The sequence below is a fragment of the Sinomonas sp. genome, assembly GCF_051955515.1.
GTDB lineage: Bacteria > Actinomycetota > Actinomycetes > Actinomycetales > Micrococcaceae > Sinomonas.
Genome location: NZ_JBQCGQ010000290.1, coordinates 1 through 16,262, shown reverse-complemented (window position 1 = coordinate 16,262; position 16,262 = coordinate 1). Strand labels below are relative to the sequence as shown.

General features: G+C 67.3%; 21 protein-coding genes and 1 pseudogene. 19 read left to right on the top strand and 3 right to left on the bottom strand.

The window, feature by feature from the left end; genetic code table 11:
* The 12 genes from rplE to ACTHL9_RS17210 form a co-directional block, all read left to right on the top strand.
* Positions 1-391 (top strand): 50S ribosomal protein L5 (gene rplE, locus ACTHL9_RS17265; protein WP_440520505.1); only part of this gene is annotated, 391 nt, incomplete at its 5' end.
* 75 nt (positions 392-466) lie between these two features.
* Entirely contained in the window at positions 467-865 is a 399-nt protein-coding gene (gene rpsH / locus ACTHL9_RS17260) for a 30S ribosomal protein S8 (RefSeq protein ID WP_043119382.1), read from the top strand.
* A 19-nt stretch (positions 866-884) separates the two neighbouring features.
* A complete protein-coding gene (rplF, locus tag ACTHL9_RS17255; protein WP_440520504.1) occupies positions 885-1,421 on the top strand; it encodes a 50S ribosomal protein L6 in 537 nt (178 codons plus the stop codon).
* Between the two features lie 2 nt (positions 1,422-1,423).
* Complete coding sequence (gene rplR / locus ACTHL9_RS17250) at positions 1,424-1,807, top strand: 50S ribosomal protein L18 (protein WP_440520503.1); 384 nt, start codon at positions 1,424-1,426, stop codon at positions 1,805-1,807.
* A gap of 38 nt (positions 1,808-1,845) precedes the next feature.
* Positions 1,846-2,496 (top strand): 30S ribosomal protein S5, encoded by a 651-nt coding sequence (gene rpsE, locus ACTHL9_RS17245; protein ID WP_440520506.1) that lies wholly within the window; start codon positions 1,846-1,848, stop codon positions 2,494-2,496.
* A 3-nt stretch (positions 2,497-2,499) separates the two neighbouring features.
* On the top strand, positions 2,500-2,706 hold the full coding sequence (gene rpmD / locus ACTHL9_RS17240) for a 50S ribosomal protein L30 (protein WP_043119375.1): 207 nt from the start codon (positions 2,500-2,502) through the stop codon (positions 2,704-2,706).
* Positions 2,706-3,176 carry a 50S ribosomal protein L15 gene (rplO, locus tag ACTHL9_RS17235; protein WP_440520502.1) on the top strand — a complete coding sequence of 157 codons (471 nt, stop codon included), beginning with the start codon at positions 2,706-2,708 and terminating at the stop codon, positions 3,174-3,176. The genes rpmD and rplO overlap by 1 nt, the downstream gene beginning before the upstream one ends.
* A 230-nt stretch (positions 3,177-3,406) precedes the next feature.
* The gene (gene secY / locus ACTHL9_RS17230) at positions 3,407-4,729 is read left to right on the top strand and encodes a preprotein translocase subunit SecY (protein WP_440520501.1); all 1,323 of its coding nucleotides are present in this window, start codon (positions 3,407-3,409) and stop codon (positions 4,727-4,729) included.
* Positions 4,726-5,310 (top strand): adenylate kinase, encoded by a 585-nt coding sequence (locus ACTHL9_RS17225; protein WP_440520500.1) that lies wholly within the window; start codon positions 4,726-4,728, stop codon positions 5,308-5,310. Before secY ends, ACTHL9_RS17225 begins: the two co-directional genes overlap by 4 nt.
* A gap of 86 nt (positions 5,311-5,396) precedes the next feature.
* Positions 5,397-6,224 carry a type I methionyl aminopeptidase gene (gene map, locus ACTHL9_RS17220; protein ID WP_440520499.1) on the top strand — a complete coding sequence of 276 codons (828 nt, stop codon included), beginning with the start codon at positions 5,397-5,399 and terminating at the stop codon, positions 6,222-6,224.
* A 47-nt stretch (positions 6,225-6,271) separates the two neighbouring features.
* Entirely contained in the window at positions 6,272-7,882 is a 1,611-nt protein-coding gene (locus ACTHL9_RS17215) for a hypothetical protein (protein WP_440520498.1), read from the top strand.
* A 51-nt stretch (positions 7,883-7,933) separates the two neighbouring features.
* On the top strand, positions 7,934-8,857 hold the full coding sequence (locus ACTHL9_RS17210; protein WP_440520497.1) for an NADP-dependent oxidoreductase: 924 nt from the start codon (positions 7,934-7,936) through the stop codon (positions 8,855-8,857).
* A gap of 93 nt (positions 8,858-8,950) precedes the next feature.
* Here ACTHL9_RS17210 and ACTHL9_RS17205 read toward each other — a convergent pair whose 3' ends face one another.
* From ACTHL9_RS17205 to ACTHL9_RS17195, 3 genes are read right to left on the bottom strand one after another with little or no spacing between them, the layout of a single operon-like run.
* Entirely contained in the window at positions 8,951-10,303 is a 1,353-nt protein-coding gene (locus ACTHL9_RS17205) for an ABC transporter substrate-binding protein (RefSeq protein ID WP_440520496.1), read from the bottom strand.
* 35 nt (positions 10,304-10,338) lie between these two features.
* Positions 10,339-11,190: a carbohydrate ABC transporter permease gene (locus tag ACTHL9_RS17200; RefSeq protein ID WP_440520495.1), complete on the bottom strand. Its 852-nt coding sequence runs from the start codon at positions 11,188-11,190 to the stop codon at positions 10,339-10,341.
* On the bottom strand, positions 11,187-12,134 hold the full coding sequence (locus tag ACTHL9_RS17195; protein ID WP_440520494.1) for a carbohydrate ABC transporter permease: 948 nt from the start codon (positions 12,132-12,134) through the stop codon (positions 11,187-11,189). The genes ACTHL9_RS17200 and ACTHL9_RS17195 overlap by 4 nt, the downstream gene beginning before the upstream one ends.
* A 143-nt stretch (positions 12,135-12,277) precedes the next feature.
* Between ACTHL9_RS17195 and ACTHL9_RS17190 the strand changes: the two genes are divergently transcribed.
* The 7 genes and pseudogenes from ACTHL9_RS17190 to ACTHL9_RS17160 form a co-directional block, all read left to right on the top strand.
* Positions 12,278-13,291 (top strand): P1 family peptidase, encoded by a 1,014-nt coding sequence (locus tag ACTHL9_RS17190; RefSeq protein ID WP_440520493.1) that lies wholly within the window; start codon positions 12,278-12,280, stop codon positions 13,289-13,291.
* 178 nt (positions 13,292-13,469) lie between these two features.
* Positions 13,470-14,321, top strand: coding sequence for a type IV toxin-antitoxin system AbiEi family antitoxin domain-containing protein (locus ACTHL9_RS17185; RefSeq protein WP_440520492.1), 852 nt, complete (start codon positions 13,470-13,472; stop codon positions 14,319-14,321).
* A 295-nt stretch (positions 14,322-14,616) separates the two neighbouring features.
* The gene (gene infA / locus ACTHL9_RS17180) at positions 14,617-14,838 is read left to right on the top strand and encodes a translation initiation factor IF-1 (RefSeq protein ID WP_011775571.1); all 222 of its coding nucleotides are present in this window, start codon (positions 14,617-14,619) and stop codon (positions 14,836-14,838) included.
* Positions 14,839-14,902: 64 nt separating this feature from the next.
* Positions 14,903-15,016, top strand: a complete 114-nt coding sequence (rpmJ, locus tag ACTHL9_RS17175; RefSeq protein ID WP_011775570.1) for a 50S ribosomal protein L36 — start codon at positions 14,903-14,905, stop codon at positions 15,014-15,016.
* 182 nt (positions 15,017-15,198) lie between these two features.
* Positions 15,199-15,576: a 30S ribosomal protein S13 gene (gene rpsM / locus ACTHL9_RS17170; protein ID WP_440520491.1), complete on the top strand. Its 378-nt coding sequence runs from the start codon at positions 15,199-15,201 to the stop codon at positions 15,574-15,576.
* Positions 15,577-15,610: 34 nt separating this feature from the next.
* The gene (gene rpsK / locus ACTHL9_RS17165) at positions 15,611-16,015 is read left to right on the top strand and encodes a 30S ribosomal protein S11 (protein ID WP_138414213.1); all 405 of its coding nucleotides are present in this window, start codon (positions 15,611-15,613) and stop codon (positions 16,013-16,015) included.
* Positions 16,016-16,140: 125 nt separating this feature from the next.
* Positions 16,141-16,262, top strand: a pseudogene (locus ACTHL9_RS17160) (DNA-directed RNA polymerase subunit alpha); the annotation flags it as partial.

The following is a 16,262-nucleotide window of genomic DNA, read 5'->3' as shown; positions in this document are numbered from 1 at the left end:
CGCTGTGCGCGACCTGACCCTCATCACGGGCCAGAAGCCGCAGGTCACCAAGGCCCGCAAGTCGATCGCCCAGTTCAAGCTCCGTGAGGGCATGCCGATCGGCGCCTTCGCGACGCTTCGCGGCGACCGCATGTGGGAGTTCGTGGACCGCCTCGTGACCCTCGCCCTGCCGCGTATCCGCGACTTCCGCGGCCTCAGCGGCAAGCAGTTCGACGGCAACGGCAACTACACGTTCGGCCTCACCGAGCAGGTGATGTTCCACGAGATCGACCAGGACAAGATCGATCGCCTCCGTGGCATGGACATCACGGTCGTCACGACCGCCAAGACCGACGACGAGGGTCGCGCGCTGCTCAAGGCGCTTGGCTTCCCGTTCAAGAACGAAGACTGAATCACTACATGACAGGTCCGCTTGGGTCCTTCGGGATTCGAGTGGAAACCGTCATGAGGAAGGGCACGAGCCCACATGACTATGACTGATCCCGTCGCAGACATGCTCACGCGTCTGCGCAATGCCAACTCGGCCTACCACGACGAGGTTGCCATGCCGTCGTCGAAGCTCAAGGTCCGGGTTGCCGACATCCTCAAGGCCGAGGGCTTCATCGCCGGCTGGAAGGAAGAGGACGCCGAGGTCGGCAAGAAGCTGACCCTGACGCTCAAGTTCGGTCCGAACCGTGAGCGCTCCATCGCGGGCGTCCGCCGCATCTCCAAGCCGGGTCTCCGCGTGTACGCGAAGTCCACGAACCTCCCGCACGTGCTGGGCGGCCTCGGCATCGCCATCCTGTCCACCTCTTCTGGGCTCCTGACCGACCGTCAGGCTGCCAAGAAGGGCGTGGGCGGCGAAGTCCTCGCGTACGTCTGGTAAGGGAAGGAAGGAAGAAGATATGTCCCGCATTGGACGTCTCCCCATCACCGTCCCGTCCGGCGTCGAGATCACGATCGACGGCTCCGTCGTCACCGTCAAGGGTGGCAAGGGCGAGCTCACGCACACTGTGGCGAGCCCGATCGAGGTCAACCTCGAGGACAGCACCCTCTCGGTGACCCGCCCGAACGACGAGCGCATCGCGCGTTCGCTGCACGGTCTCACCCGTACGCTCCTCGCCAACATGATCGAGGGCGTCACCAAGGGCTACGAGAAGAAGCTCGAGATCGTCGGCACCGGTTACCGCGTGCAGGCCAAGGGCTCGGACCTCGAGTTCGCGCTCGGCTTCTCCCACCCGGTGACCGTCTCCGCTCCTGAGGGCATCGCGTTCACGGTGGAGAACCCCACGAAGTTCACCGTGTCCGGCATCGACAAGCAGCGTGTCGGCGAGGTGGCTGCCAACATTCGCAAGCTGCGCAAGCCTGATCCCTACAAGGGCAAGGGCATCCGTTACGCCGGCGAAGTTGTCCGCCGCAAGGTCGGGAAGGCTGGTAAGTAACCATGGGTCTGAGCATCAACAAGAAGCAGCCCGCGAAGTCGCGCACCGCGTCGCGCTCGCGCCGCCACATCCGCCTGCGCAAGCGCATCGTCGGCTCTGCCGAGCGTCCGCGTCTCGTCGTGACGCGCTCTTCGCGCCACGTGGTCGTCCAGGTTGTCGACGACAGCAAGGGCATCACGCTGGTCTCGGCCTCGACGCTCGAGGCTGACCTCCGCGCGTTCGAGGGCGACAAGACCGCCAAGGCCCGTCGCGTCGGCGAGCTCGTCGCCGAGCGTGCCAAGGCTGCCGGCATCGAGTCCGTCGTGTTCGACCGCGGCGGCAACAAGTACCACGGCCGCGTTGCTGCGATTGCAGACGGCGCCCGGGAAGGCGGGCTGGCACTGTGACCGCTGCGAACAACGAGAAGGACAACGTGTCTGAGAATGTGACCGAGGGCGCCGCTGAGGCTGCCGCTCCCGCCACCGAGGACCGCCGCGGCGGTCGTCGTGGCGAGGGCCGCGGTCGCGGCGACCGTGGCGGCCGCGGTGGCCGTGACGGTGGCCGTGACGCCGAGAAGAACCAGTTCGTCGAGCGCGTCGTGACCATCAACCGCGTCGCCAAGGTCGTCAAGGGCGGCCGCCGCTTCAGCTTCACGGCTCTCGTGGTGGTCGGCGACGGCAACGGCACCGTGGGTGTCGGCTACGGCAAGGCCAAGGAAGTTCCCGCGGCCATCGCGAAGGGCGTCGAAGAGGCCAAGAAGTCGTTCTTCCGCGTCCCCCGCGTCGGCACGACCGTTCCGCACCGCGTTCAGGGCGAGGCCGCTGCCGGCGTCGTCATGCTGCGCCCGGCTGCCCCGGGTACCGGCGTTATCGCCGGTGGTCCGGTGCGCGCCGTCCTCGAGTGCGCTGGCATCCACGATGTGCTCTCGAAGTCCCGCGGCTCCTCGAACGCGATCAACATCGTCCACGCGACGATCGAGGCGCTCAAGGGTCTCGAGGAGCCGCAGGCTGTGGCTGACCGCCGTGGTCTCCCGCTCGAGGAGGTCGCTCCGGCTGCCCTGGTGCGGAACATCCAGAACCAGAAGGCAGGTGTTTGAGTCATGGCGAAGAACCTGGCTCCCTCCGACGCCACGTTGGAGATCACCCAGATCAAGGGCGTCATCGGCGCCAAGCAGAACCAGCGCGAGACGCTGCGCTCCCTGGGCCTCAAGCGCATTGGCCACACCGTCGTCCGCAAGGCCGACGCTGTGACCGTGGGCATGATCAACACGGTTCCGCACCTCGTGAAGGTTGAGGAGGCGAAGTAATGGCTGAGAACGAAACCGAGCAGAAGACTCACGCTCTCAAGGTTCACCACCTGCGTCCGGCCGCCGGCGCCAAGACCGCGAAGACCCGTGTCGGTCGCGGTGAGGGCTCCAAGGGCAAGTCCGCGGGTCGCGGTACCAAGGGTACGAAGGCTCGCTACCAGGTCCGCGCGGGCTTCGAGGGCGGGCAGCTTCCGCTGCACATGCGCCTCCCGAAGCTCCGCGGCTTCAAGAACCCGTTCCGGGTCGAGTACTCCGTGGTCAACCTCGAGCGGCTCGTCGAGCTGTTCCCCGAGGGTGGCACCGTGGGTGTCGAGGAGCTCATCGCGAAGGGCGCCGTTCGCAAGAACCAGCCTGTCAAGGTGCTCGGCAACGGCGACCTGGCCGTGAAGTTCGACATCACCGCGCACGCGTTCTCCGCGTCCGCGGCTGAGAAGATCGCCGCAGCGGGCGGCTCCACGACCGTCCTCTGACGATCCCCGGAGCCCAGCCGAGGCTGTGAGCTGAAGGCCCCTGCCGCCGTCGTGCGCCTGTGCACACGACGCCCGGCAGGGGCCTTTCGCATGCGGAGGCAACGGGCGTGCAACCCCGGAATTATCCTCCGGGGACGGCCAGCCGGTAGACTCGGTTGCTGTACCTCGCTCGCGCAGCAGTCTGCGCGCGGGCCCTGACCCTACGTTCCTCGTGATCGGGGAGGAGAAGCGTGCTCTCTGCCATTGGCCGGGCATTCCGAACGCCGGACCTGCGGCGCAAGCTGCTGTTCACGCTGGGGATCATCGCGATCTTCCGTCTGGGCGCGTTCATCCCCTCCCCAGGGGTCAACTACAGCAACGTCAAGACGTGCCTGTCGCCGCTCGTGAGCGGGCAGGATCAGCAGCAGGGCATCTACCAGCTCATGAACCTGTTCAGCGGCGGTGCGCTGCTGCAGGTCTCGGTGTTCGCGCTGGGGATCATGCCGTACATCACGGCAAGCATCATCGTGCAGCTGCTCCGCGTGGTCATTCCGCGGTTCCAGGAGCTGTACGAGGAGGGCCAGGCGGGGCAGACGAAGCTTACGCAGTACACGCGGTACCTGACGATCGCGCTGGGGCTTCTGAATGCGACGACCCTCGTCTCGCTCGTCCGCTCGGGCCAGCTGTTCCCGAACTGCCAGCTGCAGATCATCCCGGACCAGAGCATCATCACCACGCTCCTCGTCATCATCACGCTCACGGCGGGCACCGGCCTCATCATGTGGATGGGCGAGCTCGTGACGGAGAAGGGCATCGGCAACGGCATGTCGCTGCTCATCTTCACGTCGATCGCCGCGAACTTCCCGGCATCGCTCGGCGCGATCTGGTCCTCGAAGGGCCCGGGCACGTTCTTCATCGTGCTGGTGATCGGCCTCGTCACGATGGCACTGGTGGTGTTCGTCGAGCAGTCGCAGCGCCGTATCCCGGTGCAGTACGCGAAGCGCATGATCGGCCGCCGCACGGTCGGCGGAACCACCACGTACATCCCCGTGAAGGTCAACATGGCCGGCGTCATCCCGGTCATCTTCGCCTCCTCGATGCTGTATCTGCCGGCGCTCGTGGCCCAGTTCAACACTCCGAAGGACGGCTCGAACATCCAGCCGTGGGTCGAGTGGATCAACAACAACCTCACGCGTGGCGATCACCCGGTCTACATGGTGATCTACTTCGTGCTGATCCTCTTCTTCACATACTTCTACGTCGCCATCACCTTCAACCCCGAAGAGGTGGCCGACAACATGAAGAAGTACGGGGGCTTCATCCCGGGCATCCGGGCCGGGAAGCCGACTGCGGATTACCTGCAGTACGTACTTTCGCGCATCACGCTGCCGGGCTCGCTGTACCTCGGCATCGTGGCCCTCATTCCGCTGATCGCGCTCGTGCTGGTCCAGGCCAACACGAACTTCCCGTTCGGCGGCACGTCGATCCTCATCATGGTGGGCGTGGGCCTCGAGACGGTCAAGCAGATCGATGCACAGCTCCAACAGCGACACTACGAAGGACTACTGCGATGACGAGAATGCTGCTTATTGGCCCCCCTGGCTCCGGCAAGGGCACTCAGGCGGAACGGATCTCCGACGGGCTCGGCATCGTCGCCATCTCGACCGGGGATATCTTCCGCTTCAATGTCAAGGAGGAGACTCCGCTCGGCCTTGAGGCCAAGAAGTACATGGACGCGGGCGACTTCGTCCCGGACAGCGTGACGAACAGCATGGTGCGCGACCGCCTCGCGCAGGACGACGTCCGCGACGGCTTCCTCCTCGACGGCTACCCGCGCACCGTAGCGCAGGTGGAGTACCTCGACGAGATCCTGGCGGAGTCGGGCCTGAGCCTCGACGTGGTCCTACAGCACACCGCCGACGACGAGGAGCTCGTCAAGCGACTCCTGGGCCGCGCGCGGGAGACGGGTCGCAGCGACGACAACGAGACCGTGATCCGTCACCGCCTCGAGCTGTACCACACGCAGACGGAGGCAGTCGTCTCGCGCTACGACGAGCGCGGCATCCTGACCAAGGTCGACGGCATCGGCGCCATCGACGAGGTCACCGAGCGTGTTCTGGCCGCCATCAAGAACGGCGCGCCGGATCCCGCCTGAGCCGAATCTGCACAGCAGAAATTGACGACGACGGCGCCACTCGCCTTGAGCGGGCGGCGCCGTTGGCCTGCGGGGAGAGGAATCCTGTGATCGGACAGCGGAAGATCGAGTACAAGAACAACGGACAGCTGCGCATCATGGCGGAGGCCGGAGTGCTGCTCAGCCGGGCTCTGGACGCGGCTGTCGCCGCCGTGGCCCCGGGGGTCTCCACCGATGAGCTCGACACAGCGTTCGCCGACGTGGTCGATGCCGCGGGCGCCCAGTACAACTTCCTCGGCTACTTCGGCTATCCGAAGCACATCTGCGTCTCCGTCAATGACGAGGTGGTGCATGGGATTCCCGGCCAGCGGAAGCTGCGGGACGGGGATATCCTCTCGATTGACGGCGGCTGCATCGTCCGCGGCTGGAACGCGGACTCGGCTCGTACGGTCATCGTCGGCGAGGGCGACCCCGAGGACCTCCGCCTCTCCGAGGTCACCCGCAAGGCGATGTGGCACGGCATCGCAGCGTTCGGCCGCGGCACGCACGTGGGCGACATCGGCGACGCCATCGACGATTTCGTGACCGCCCAGCCCGGCGCACCGCTCGGGATCCTCGAGGACTACGTGGGCCACGGGATCGGCTCCCAGATGCACATGGCGCCGGACGTGCTCAACTACCGCACGGGCCACCGCGGCGCGAAGATCAAGCCGGGCCTCGCCTTGGCCATCGAGCCGATGCTGGTCCGCGGCTCGATCGAGACGAAGGTGCTCGACGACGAGTGGACCGTGGTCACGACCGACGGCGCCCGTTCGTCCCAGTGGGAGCACTCGGTAGCCCGCCACAGCGATGGCATCTGGGTGCTCACGGCCGAGGACGGCGGGGCCTCCGAGCTCGAGCCCCTGGGTGTCACCCCGGTGCCCATCCCCGCCTGACGGCCTAGACTGTCCGGGAGGCAGGCCGAGGGCCACGAGGGGGCACCGTGAGGCGTGAGCTGGACGCTGTGGGGGAGGTCCGCGAAGGGGCCACGCCGGTGCCCGGGTGGGTCTCGGAGACAGCCGGATGGTCGGTCGCCTTACTGCTGGCGCTCGCGGTCATTGTGCATCTCGCCGCGACCGACCGCTCGTGGATGCTCTACTACGATTCCGAGACGGTCCTTCCCGCACTCGTCCGCGGCTCGGTCGCAGCGGGCCAGCCTCAGGCCTGGGCCCTCTCCGCAGTCCTGTTCATCCCCGAGATGGGGCTGTATTTCGCGGTCGCAGCGCTGGGGCTCGGGATCAAGGGGACGTTCGCGGCCGTCGGGGTGGCCAACTTCCTCCTGCTCTACGGTTCGCTGCGGCTCATGAGCGGCCTCCTTCGGCCAGAGTGGCGGCGCGGCCGCCGCATCGCCGGGGCACTCGCGGCGTTCGGCGTCGTGGTCCTGCTGACGCTGTTCGAGGACTCCTCGCGATGGGACTCGTTCGAGCTCGCGTCCCTGCTCGCCACGAGCACGTTCTACAGCATGACCGTCATCGCGTCGGTGCTCTCGACGGCCCTCGCCGCTCCGCTCGCTCGGGCGGCCACGCGGCGTCGCCGCGGCGTCCTCGAGCTCGCGCTCCTGGGCGTGGCTGCCGTCTCGACGCTGACCAACCCCCTCTACCTGGGGTGGGAGGCGATACCGCTCGTGCTGGTCTTCGGGCTTCTCGCGTGGAGGGGCGCGGTGCCGTGGCGCACGTTCGGTCGCCTGACCACGGTCCTTGCGGCGGGCGCTGTCTTGGGTCTTCTCGGGAGGATCCCGTTCGCGCCGTTGATCACGAAGGACGGCCCGGCCTACGCGAATCCGGGCAATCCCTTGGGGACCCTGATCTACTATGCCCGGCTTCTTCTGGACCGGACGTCGAATCTCCTGGGCGCCCTCGAGCTGATTGCTGTGCTGGTGCTTCTCCTGGTGGCGATCATCGCCTTCCGCCGTTCGGTTGCGTCTGCGGACGGCCCGGCCGGAATCGTTGCCGGGATGGCGTGGGTGGCGCCGCTCGTCGTGGTGGTGGGGATGGTGGCACTGGGCGGCGTGGGAACACGCTATTTCCAGCCCGTGTTCTTCGCCCCGCTCGGCGTCGTGGTCCTCGCGCCCGGGCTGTTCTCCGAGGGGAGCCTTGTCCGCAGACTGTCGCGGCGGTCTCTGACGGTCGTGGTTGCTGTGCTCGCCGTGGCTTCCCTCGGGGCTTCGGCGCTGGCGGCCCTTGCCGTGCGCGGCTCAGCCGAGGCGATGGATCCCGACGTCCGCTGCGTCGACACCTGGATCACAGCGAGCCACCGCACGGGTGCCGGGCGGTTCTGGACCATCCGCGGGCCGAAGGCCTATCTCGCGGACCCGCGGCAGCTCGTTCAAGTCGACAGCTCGTTCGGAGCCTATCCCTGGCTCACCGATAGATCCGACTACCGCTCGCAGAATGTCTCCTTCGTGCTGAGCGACGCCCAGTACCCCGCTCCGCCCCTCCCCGCCGCCGTCACTGACGCCCCACGCCAGACTGTGGAATGCGGCCGGTACACGATCACTGACTTCGGCTCCGAGGTGCTGACGCTCGGCGCGGCCAATCCGAAGGCCACACCCTAAGGGAATTCTCGCCAGGGAATTCTGCTCGTCCGCGGCACGTTCGCCACACATGTGAAGGCGATAACGTACGAACGCTTCGGCGATGCAGACGTCCTCGAGTTGAAGGAAGTGCGGGATGCGCATCCGGGCTCGGATTCAGTGCTGGTCCGGGTCAAGGCCGCCAGCCTGAATCCCGTGGACTACAAGATCCGGCAAGGTCACCTCAGGGGCCTCATGGACACGGTATTCCCCGTGATTCCTGCCTGGGACGTGGCAGGGGTCGTGGTGAAGACGGGGCTGGACACACCGGAATTCGAAGTGGGCGACGAGATCCTCGCCTACGTCCGCAAGGACGTCGTCTCCGGCGGCACTCTGGCTGAACTCGTCGAGGTCCCTGTCCGGACGGCAGCGCACAAGCCGAAGGAGCTGAGCTTCGAGGAGGCGGCCGCGCTTCCGCTCGCGGGCCTCACCGCACTTCAGACGGTGCGGCGCGCCGACGTCTCCGCCGGCCAGACCGTGCTCGTCCACGCCGCGGCTGGGGGAGTGGGCTCCTTCGCGACTCAGCTTGCCGTTCACGCGGGTGCGCGGGTGATCGGCACCGCCTCCGCGCGGAACCATGAGTACCTCCGCTCCCTCGGGGCAGAGCCGCTCGCGTACGGACACGGCCTCGTCCAATCGGCCAAGGCGATCGTGCCGGAGGGCTTCGACGTGATCCTCGACTTCGCCGGCCATTCCGCGCTCGATACCGTCCACGCGCTCCTCCGCGACGGCGGCATCGTCGCGTCGATCACGGACCACAGGGCGCGCGACGTGTACGGCGGCCAGTACATCTGGGTCCGCCCCGATCGCGCGAATCTGGCCGAGCTTGCGGGCCTTGCGGCAAGCGGGAAGCTCAAGATCGAGATCGCCGAGATCTTCGACCTCGCCGACGCGGCCCAGGCCTACCGGAAGCTTGAGAGCGGGCACGTCCGCGGCAAGCTCGTGGTGCGGGTCTAGCTCCCGACCGACGACGACGGCGCCGCTCGCCTCTGAGGTGAGCGGCGCCGTCGTGCTTAACCCAGGCGGGCTGCGTCTGAGGCCGGGCCAGGTTCAAGCAGTCAGCTTCGGCTTGACGTCCTTCTCGTAGATGCCCGTCAGGGTCTTCTTGAGGTCCGCCATGGTGGCCTTGACGTCGCCCTGCTGGGTGACGATCTTGGCCACCGACTTGGCCATCTCCTGGTCGGCGCCCGGCAGGAACACGCGCGCGTTGTCCTGGACCTTGGTCACGGCGAGCTGATCGATCGCGGTCTGGATCTGCGGGGTCTTCGCGAGGACTGCGGTCATGTCCGCGGACTTGCGCACGGGCATGTAGCCTGTCGCGGCGGAGAAGGCGGCGGTGTTCTCCGGCTCCCCGACGAACTTGATGAACATCGCCGCGGCGAGCTGCTGCTCCCTTGTGATTCCGGACGGGATGCCCAGGCCCGCGCCGCCCGTAGGGCAGACGTTCGTGGATGCCTTCGGGCCGCCCGGGAGGAAGCCGACGCCGACGTTGAACTTGGCGTTCTTCAGGATGCCAACGAGCGAACCGGTCGAGGAGATGGTTGCGGAGGCGATGCCGGCGGCGAAGTCGTCCGCCGACTCCTTCGAGGAGACACCCGCCCACTTGTCCTTGTATACCGTGTCCTGCACCCACTGCATCGCCGTGACGGCGTCGGGCGAATCGCAGGTGATCTCCCAGTTGGTGGACCAGCCGGAGCCCCAGCCCCACAGGTTGTTCTGGAGCGTCCAGCCGGCGTAGCCGGCGAGGGCCGGGTACATGTAGGCGTACTGGGCGCCCGAGGCCGCCTTGAGCTTGGGGGCCCACTCCGCGAACTCGTCCCACGACTTGGGCGCCCGGTCCGGGAGCCCGGCGGCCTTGAAGTGGTCCTTGTTGTAGTAGAACAGGGGCGTAGAACGGCCGTAGGGAAGGGCCCACTGCTTGCCGCCGTACTGGTAGTCCTTGACGAGCGAGTCGCGGTAGTCGCTCAGCTGGACGCCGAGCTGCTTGGTGAGGGAGTCCAGCGGAATGATGTTCCCGTTGACGTAGTAGCGGAACCACCAGACGTCGGAGAGGACGACGACGCCCGGCAGGCCCGACTTCGCGGCCTGCGCCGTCTGGAATTTCTGGGCGATCTCCTCGTAGTTCGCTCCCGCGGTGACGAGGTTGACCGTGATGCCCGGGTTCGCCTTCTGGAACTTGTCGATGATCTGCTGCTCGACAGCCTGCGACTGGCCGGGGTGGTTGGTCCAGAACTCGATGCTCGCGGCCGGCTTGACGTTGGAGAAGTCCGTGTCCGGGCTGGCGCCCGCGTTCGCGGCGGCGCCTCCGGAAGTGTCGGGGCCGGCGCAGGCGGCCAGGGCGAGGGCACCGGCCCCAGCTCCAGAGAGGGCGAGGAAGCCGCGGCGGTTGACGGGGAGTGCCATGGTGGGGCCTTTCGTGGGGTGGGTGCGGGGTGGGATCAGTTGGAGACGCTGCCCTGCGTGAGGCCCGCGACGATGTAGCGCTGGAGCATCGCGAAGACCACGAGGACAGGGAGGATGACGAGGACCGCCCCGGCCATGAGGATTCCCCAGCCGGAGCCCGTGTTGCCCTCGGAGTTCTGGAGGAGTGTGAGGCCGACGGGGAGGGTCATTGTCTCGGGCCGGTCGGTGATGATCAGGGGCCAGATGTAGTCGTTCCACTCGTTGACGATGGTTACGAGTGCCACGGTCGCGATGGACGGGAGCGATACCGGGGCCACGATCCGCCAGAGGCGGCGCCAGTGGCCGGCGCCGTCGAGCTCCGCGGCCTCGAGGATCGAGGCGGGAAGAGTCTTGAAGTGCTGGCGGAGGAGGAACGTGCCGAACGCCGTCCCGAGGCCGGGGAGGATGATGCCCCACAGCGTGTTCTTGCCACCCATTCCAGCGATCAGCACGTAATTCGGGAGGATGGCCACCTGCGGAGGCACCATCAGTGCCACGAGGATGAGGACGAAGATGGCGTTCTTGAAGGGGAACCGCACGAACACGAGGGCGTACGCCGTGAGGATTGCGAGGGCCACCTTGATGGCGGAGCCCACGAAGGTCACGATCGCGGAATTGAGGAAGAACCTGCCGAACGGCACAGTGGTGGTCGCCTCGACATAGTTCTGGGTGTACAGCTGCTGCGGCAGGATCCTCAGATTGGTCGTGACGATCTCGCCTGGCGTCTTGAAGGAGCTCAGAGCCATCCAAGCGAGCGGCAGGAACACGATGAGCGTCGCGAGGGCGAGCGGCACGTAGCCGCCGGCGAGCGTCTTGACCAGATTGGATCGCGAGAAGGCGCTCTTCACGAGTAGTGGACCTTCCGCTCGACGAACCGGATCTGGACCACCGTGACAATGAGCAGAATCGCGAACAGGATCACCGAGATCGCGGCAGAGTAGCCCGCGCGGTTGTACGCGCCGAACGCCTGGAGGTAGGCCTCGTAGATGAGTGTGCTCGTGCCGCTGCCGAGCGGCGTCATGATCCGGATGAGGTCGAAGGCCTGGAGGCTCGAGAGGATCGTGGTGATGAGGAGGAAGAAGGTCGTGGGGGAGAGGAGGGGGAGCGCCACGCTCCAGAACCTCCGGGCGGCCCCAGCGCCGTCGAGCTCCGCCGCCTCCATGACGTCGCCCGGAAGCGACTGCAGCCCGGCGAGATAGACGACCGCGCAGTACCCGAGGTTCTTCCAGACATAGACGATCGTGACCATCGCGAGTGCGAGCTGCGGATCGTTGAACCACTGCGGGCTGCTCTGGCCGAGGCCCCGCAGCATCCAGGCGAGCACGCCGTAGCCGGGGTCGAAGATGAACATCCACACGAGTCCGACGCCCACGCCCGAGAGCACGTACGGCGCAAAGACGGCGGAACGGGCGAACGTGGTGCCCCGCACCTTCGAGTTGAGGGCCAGGGCCACGAGAAGGCCGAGCACCATGGACAGGCCAACGGTGAGCACGGTGAAGGCGGCGGTCGTCCCCAGGACTCTGGGTGCGTCGTCGCTCGTGAAGAAGTCGGCGTAATTTCCCAGGCCGACGACGCGGGCCGTCGATGCGCCGAGCGTCCAGTCGAGCGTCGAGTACTGGAGATTCGCGAGGAGCGGCCGGTAGGTGAACACGGCGATGAGCGCCAGGTTGGGGAGGGCCATCGCGAGGAACACGAGGAAGTCGCGCTGGCTCCTGGGCGACCAGCGAGGGCGCGTCTGGGGTGCGCGGGCAGCGACCGCGGGCAGCGGTCTGTCCAGATCGAGTTTGGTCATAGCGGCATCAGTCGACCACGACGTTCGGCCGCCCGGACGCGGGAAAGGGCGTTCTGAGAGAGAGTTCCCGATTGGTTGCCCAAGAGTTAACTCTCTGTTGGAGGAGGGGTCATCCTCGCTGAGACGTGCGGCACAATGGCCCCATGGGATCCCTCCTCGACGTGCCCGGGATGCGCGTGGGCCATGCCCAGCGCGTCGGCGATGGCTGGCTCACTGGCGTGACGGCAGTGCTCGCGCCGCCGGGCTCCGCGGGCGGGGTTGACGTGCGCGGTGGAGGACCCGGGACGAGCGAGACCGATGCTCTCGACCCCTCTACGCTCGCCCAGAACGTGGATGGCGTGGCCCTCTGCGGCGGGAGCGCGTACGGCCTCGCTGCCGCGGCGGGGGTGCAGCAGTTCCTCGAGTCGGAGGGGCAGGGCTTCGCCGTCTTGGGCGGGGTGGTGCCGATCGTGCCCGCGGCCGTGATCTTCGACCTCGGCCGCGGCGGAGACTTCACGAAGCGCCCCGACACCGCGATGGGCTTCGAGGCCGCGGCCGCCGCCGTGCGTGCGGGGGAGGCCGACGACGGCGCCCTCCGCGGGTGCGTCGGCGCCGGCACCGGGGCAGTCTTCTCGCGTGGCAGGTACAAGGGCGGTGTGGGGATGGCTTCGGTTGCCATCCCTGCCGGTCCGATGCAGGGTCCCCCCGGAGCCCCCGAAGTCGTCCTTCCGGAAGGGCTCGTGGTCGGTGCGCTCGCCGTCGTCAACGCTGCAGGGACGCCCGTGTTCCCCGGCGAGCCCCCGACCGGCCTCAGCCCGACCGTCGTCGGCGGGGCGGCGCCGTCGTCCGCCAACACGACGCTCGCCGTCGTTGCCACCAACGCCGCGCTCATGCCGGCGGAGTGCAAGCGTATGGCAACGGCCGCCCAGGCCGGGCTCGCGCGTGCCCTTGACCCGAGCCACACGCTCGTGGACGGCGACACCGTCTTCGCCCTGTCGACGCGCGCCGTCGAGTTCGAGCGGGAGCCCGACTTCGCGCGGCAGCTGGGGCTGTTCGTGGTGCAGACCGCCAGCGCGGAGGCGGTACGGCTGGCGATCCTCGACGCCGTCCGCTCGGCCAAGGCCGTGACCACGCCGGCGGGGACCTGGGAGCCGTACCCTGCGCCGCCGGCGGGTTGACCGGGTGCGCCCGTCGGGCTTTCACCATCTTCAGCCGGCCAGCCATGGCGAGCCGTCGAAGTCGTCGGCGATTCGCGCCGTCGTCCTCCTGAAAGTCGGTGAGTCTCCGACCGCGAAGTTATCCACATAGCTCGCCTCGGACCGGGATCAACGGCTCTCGTCCCGGCACGATGACCGAGTGGACCCTGTTCAGCGCCTGCATCGTCTGGGCGGCGTCGCGCGCACGCGGCAGCTGCTTGCGGCGGGTGTCTCGGAGCGCCAGCTGTCCCGGGCGGTGCAGACAGGCGTTGTCGAACGCCCGAGGCCCGGCATTTACTCGCTCCCGGGAACCGACCCGCTCCTGATCCGCTGCGCCGCCACCAACTCGCGGCTCACCTGCGCCTCGGCGGCGGAGCACCACAGGCTATGGGTGCTGCGCCGTCCGAGAGAAGTGCACCTCCTGCGACCGGACGGCACCTTCTCCTCTGAGCGGGCCGTCATCCACCGGCGGAGCTGGCTGCCGGGAGAGCCGGACGGATGGATCGCGTCGAAGGCGGACGTGCTGCTCCACGCGCTGCAGTGCCTTCCCGAGCTCGAAGCCCTGGTCATGGTCGAATCGGCTTCGCAGCAGGGGTTCTCGATGGATTTCCTCCGCCATCGCCTCTCGGGCCGTCGCAACGCCCCGGCCCGCCGCATCCTCGAGCTCGTCGATGTCGGGGCCGAATCGCTCCTGGAGACGCTCGCGCGCACGCACCTTCGCCGTGCGGGCCTTCGCGTCGAGCCCCAGGTCGATATCCGCGGGGTCGGCTCGATGGACCTGCTCGTTGAGGACTGCGTCGATGTCGAGACCGACGGCAAGGAACACGAGGCGCCGAAGCGCCGCCTCAAGGATTATCGACGCGACAACACCGCCCAGACGCTCGGATTCGCCGTGGCGCGTTTCGGGTACGCGGACATCGTGCACCGGCCGGAGGAGATGGTGAGGCAGGTCCGGGCCATGGTGGAGGCGCGGCTCGCGCTCGGCGGGCTGCCGCGGCTCGATGTGCTCTAGGGCTCGCGCCGGACTTTCACCAGCTCTTGAGCGGACGACGGCGGCCCTCGCCGGCGCGGCACGGGGAACCGCCGCAGCGGAGCGGCAGAAGATGGTGAAACTCCGCCGTCCGGGACCCGTACGGGCCGGGCCGTGTACGATAGGCCGATTTAACTTCCGGACCGAATCGGCGTACAGTTATCTGTTGGCTGTCGGCCCCGCCGTGCCCATTTCGGGGCGGCTGTCGCCGGTCGAATCAACCATAGACGACCGCCGAGCGCAACTGTGCCCGGCGGCACAACAGATAGCGGAGGCTATGGCCAAGAAGGACGGTGTCATCGAGATCGAGGGCGTCGTGACTGAAGCGCTGCCCAACGCGATGTTCCGCGTTGAGCTGACGAACAAGCACGTCGTGCTCGCACACATCTCCGGGAAGATGCGTCAGCACTACATCCGTATCCTCCCGGAGGATCGCGTGGTGGTGGAGCTCAGCCCTTACGACCTGACCCGCGGCCGGATCGTCTACCGCTACAAGTAAGCAGCGCGGCCGGGGGCACCCGGCCGGACATGCTGACCACCTGCAGAACACGCAAAGGAATGCCATGAAGGTCAAGCCGAGCGTCAAGCAGATCTGCGACAAGTGCAAGGTGATCCGCCGTAACGGCCGGGTCATGGTGATCTGCGAGAACCCGCGCCACAAGCAGCGCCAGGGCTGATTCCTCCTTCCGAGGAACCAACCCGGGCGGCGCCCACGCAATAACTAGAGAAGGCAGCACAAGCTGCGCTGGGACGAGTTTCAGAGCCCGGACAGCTAACCCCCGGCCCGGAGGCTGGGGCCGCACGGACAGTGCGGGTGTACTGCCTACGACCTCCGGACAACACAAGGAGAACCGCCACTATGGCTCGTCTCGCTGGCGTTGACATTCCCCGCGAAAAGCGGCTGGAAATCGCGCTCACTTACATCTACGGCGTGGGTCGCACCCGTGCGAAGGAAACGCTCGCTGCCACTGGCATCAGCGCGGACGTCCGTGTGAAGGACCTCACGGACGCCGAGCTGGTTCAGCTGCGTGACTACATCGAGGGCAACTACAAGGTTGAGGGTGACCTCCGCCGCGAGGTGGCCGCCGACATCCGCCGCAAGGTCGAGATCGGCAGCTACGAAGGCCTGCGTCACCGCAAGGGCCTCCCGGTCCGCGGCCAGCGCACCAAGACCAACGCCCGTACCCGCAAGGGTCCGAAGCGGACCGTCGCCGGCAAGAAGAAGGCCGGCCGCTGATCGCGGCTAGCGTCACCAAGAAGTAGGAGTACTCATGCCCCCGAAGACTCGTGCGACCTCGGTCCGCAAGCCGCGTCGCAAGGACAAGAAGAACATCGCGCTCGGTCAGGCGCACATCAAGAGCACGTTCAACAACACGATCGTTTCGATCACGGATCCCTCGGGCGCTGTGATCTCGTGGGCCTCGGCCGGCGAGGTCGGCTTCAAGGGCTCGCGCAAGTCGACCCCCTACGCCGCTCAGCAGGCCGCCGAGGCCGCCGCGAAGCGTGCGCAGGAGCACGGCCTCCGCAAGGTCGACGTGTTCGTCAAGGGCCCGGGCTCGGGCCGCGAGACCGCGATCCGCGCTCTGCAGGCCGCCGGCCTCGAGGTTGGCTCCATCCAGGACGTCACCCCGAGCGCGCACAACGGCTGCCGCCCGCCGAAGCGTCGCCGCGTCTAACTGGTTGTCGAAGGGCCGGGCCGGCCGGGGGAGACCCTTGCCGGCCTCTGGCCCGTACTTAGTCAGACCGTTTTCCATCCATCTGTGTTGCGTCATATAGCGGATGCTCGCTGAAAGGAAACTACGTGCTTATTGCACAGCGCCCCACACTGTCTGAAGAAGTGGTGTCCGACAACCGCAGCCGATTCGTCATCGAGCCGCTGGAGCCCGGTTTCGGATACACGCTCGGCAACTCGCTGCGCCGCAC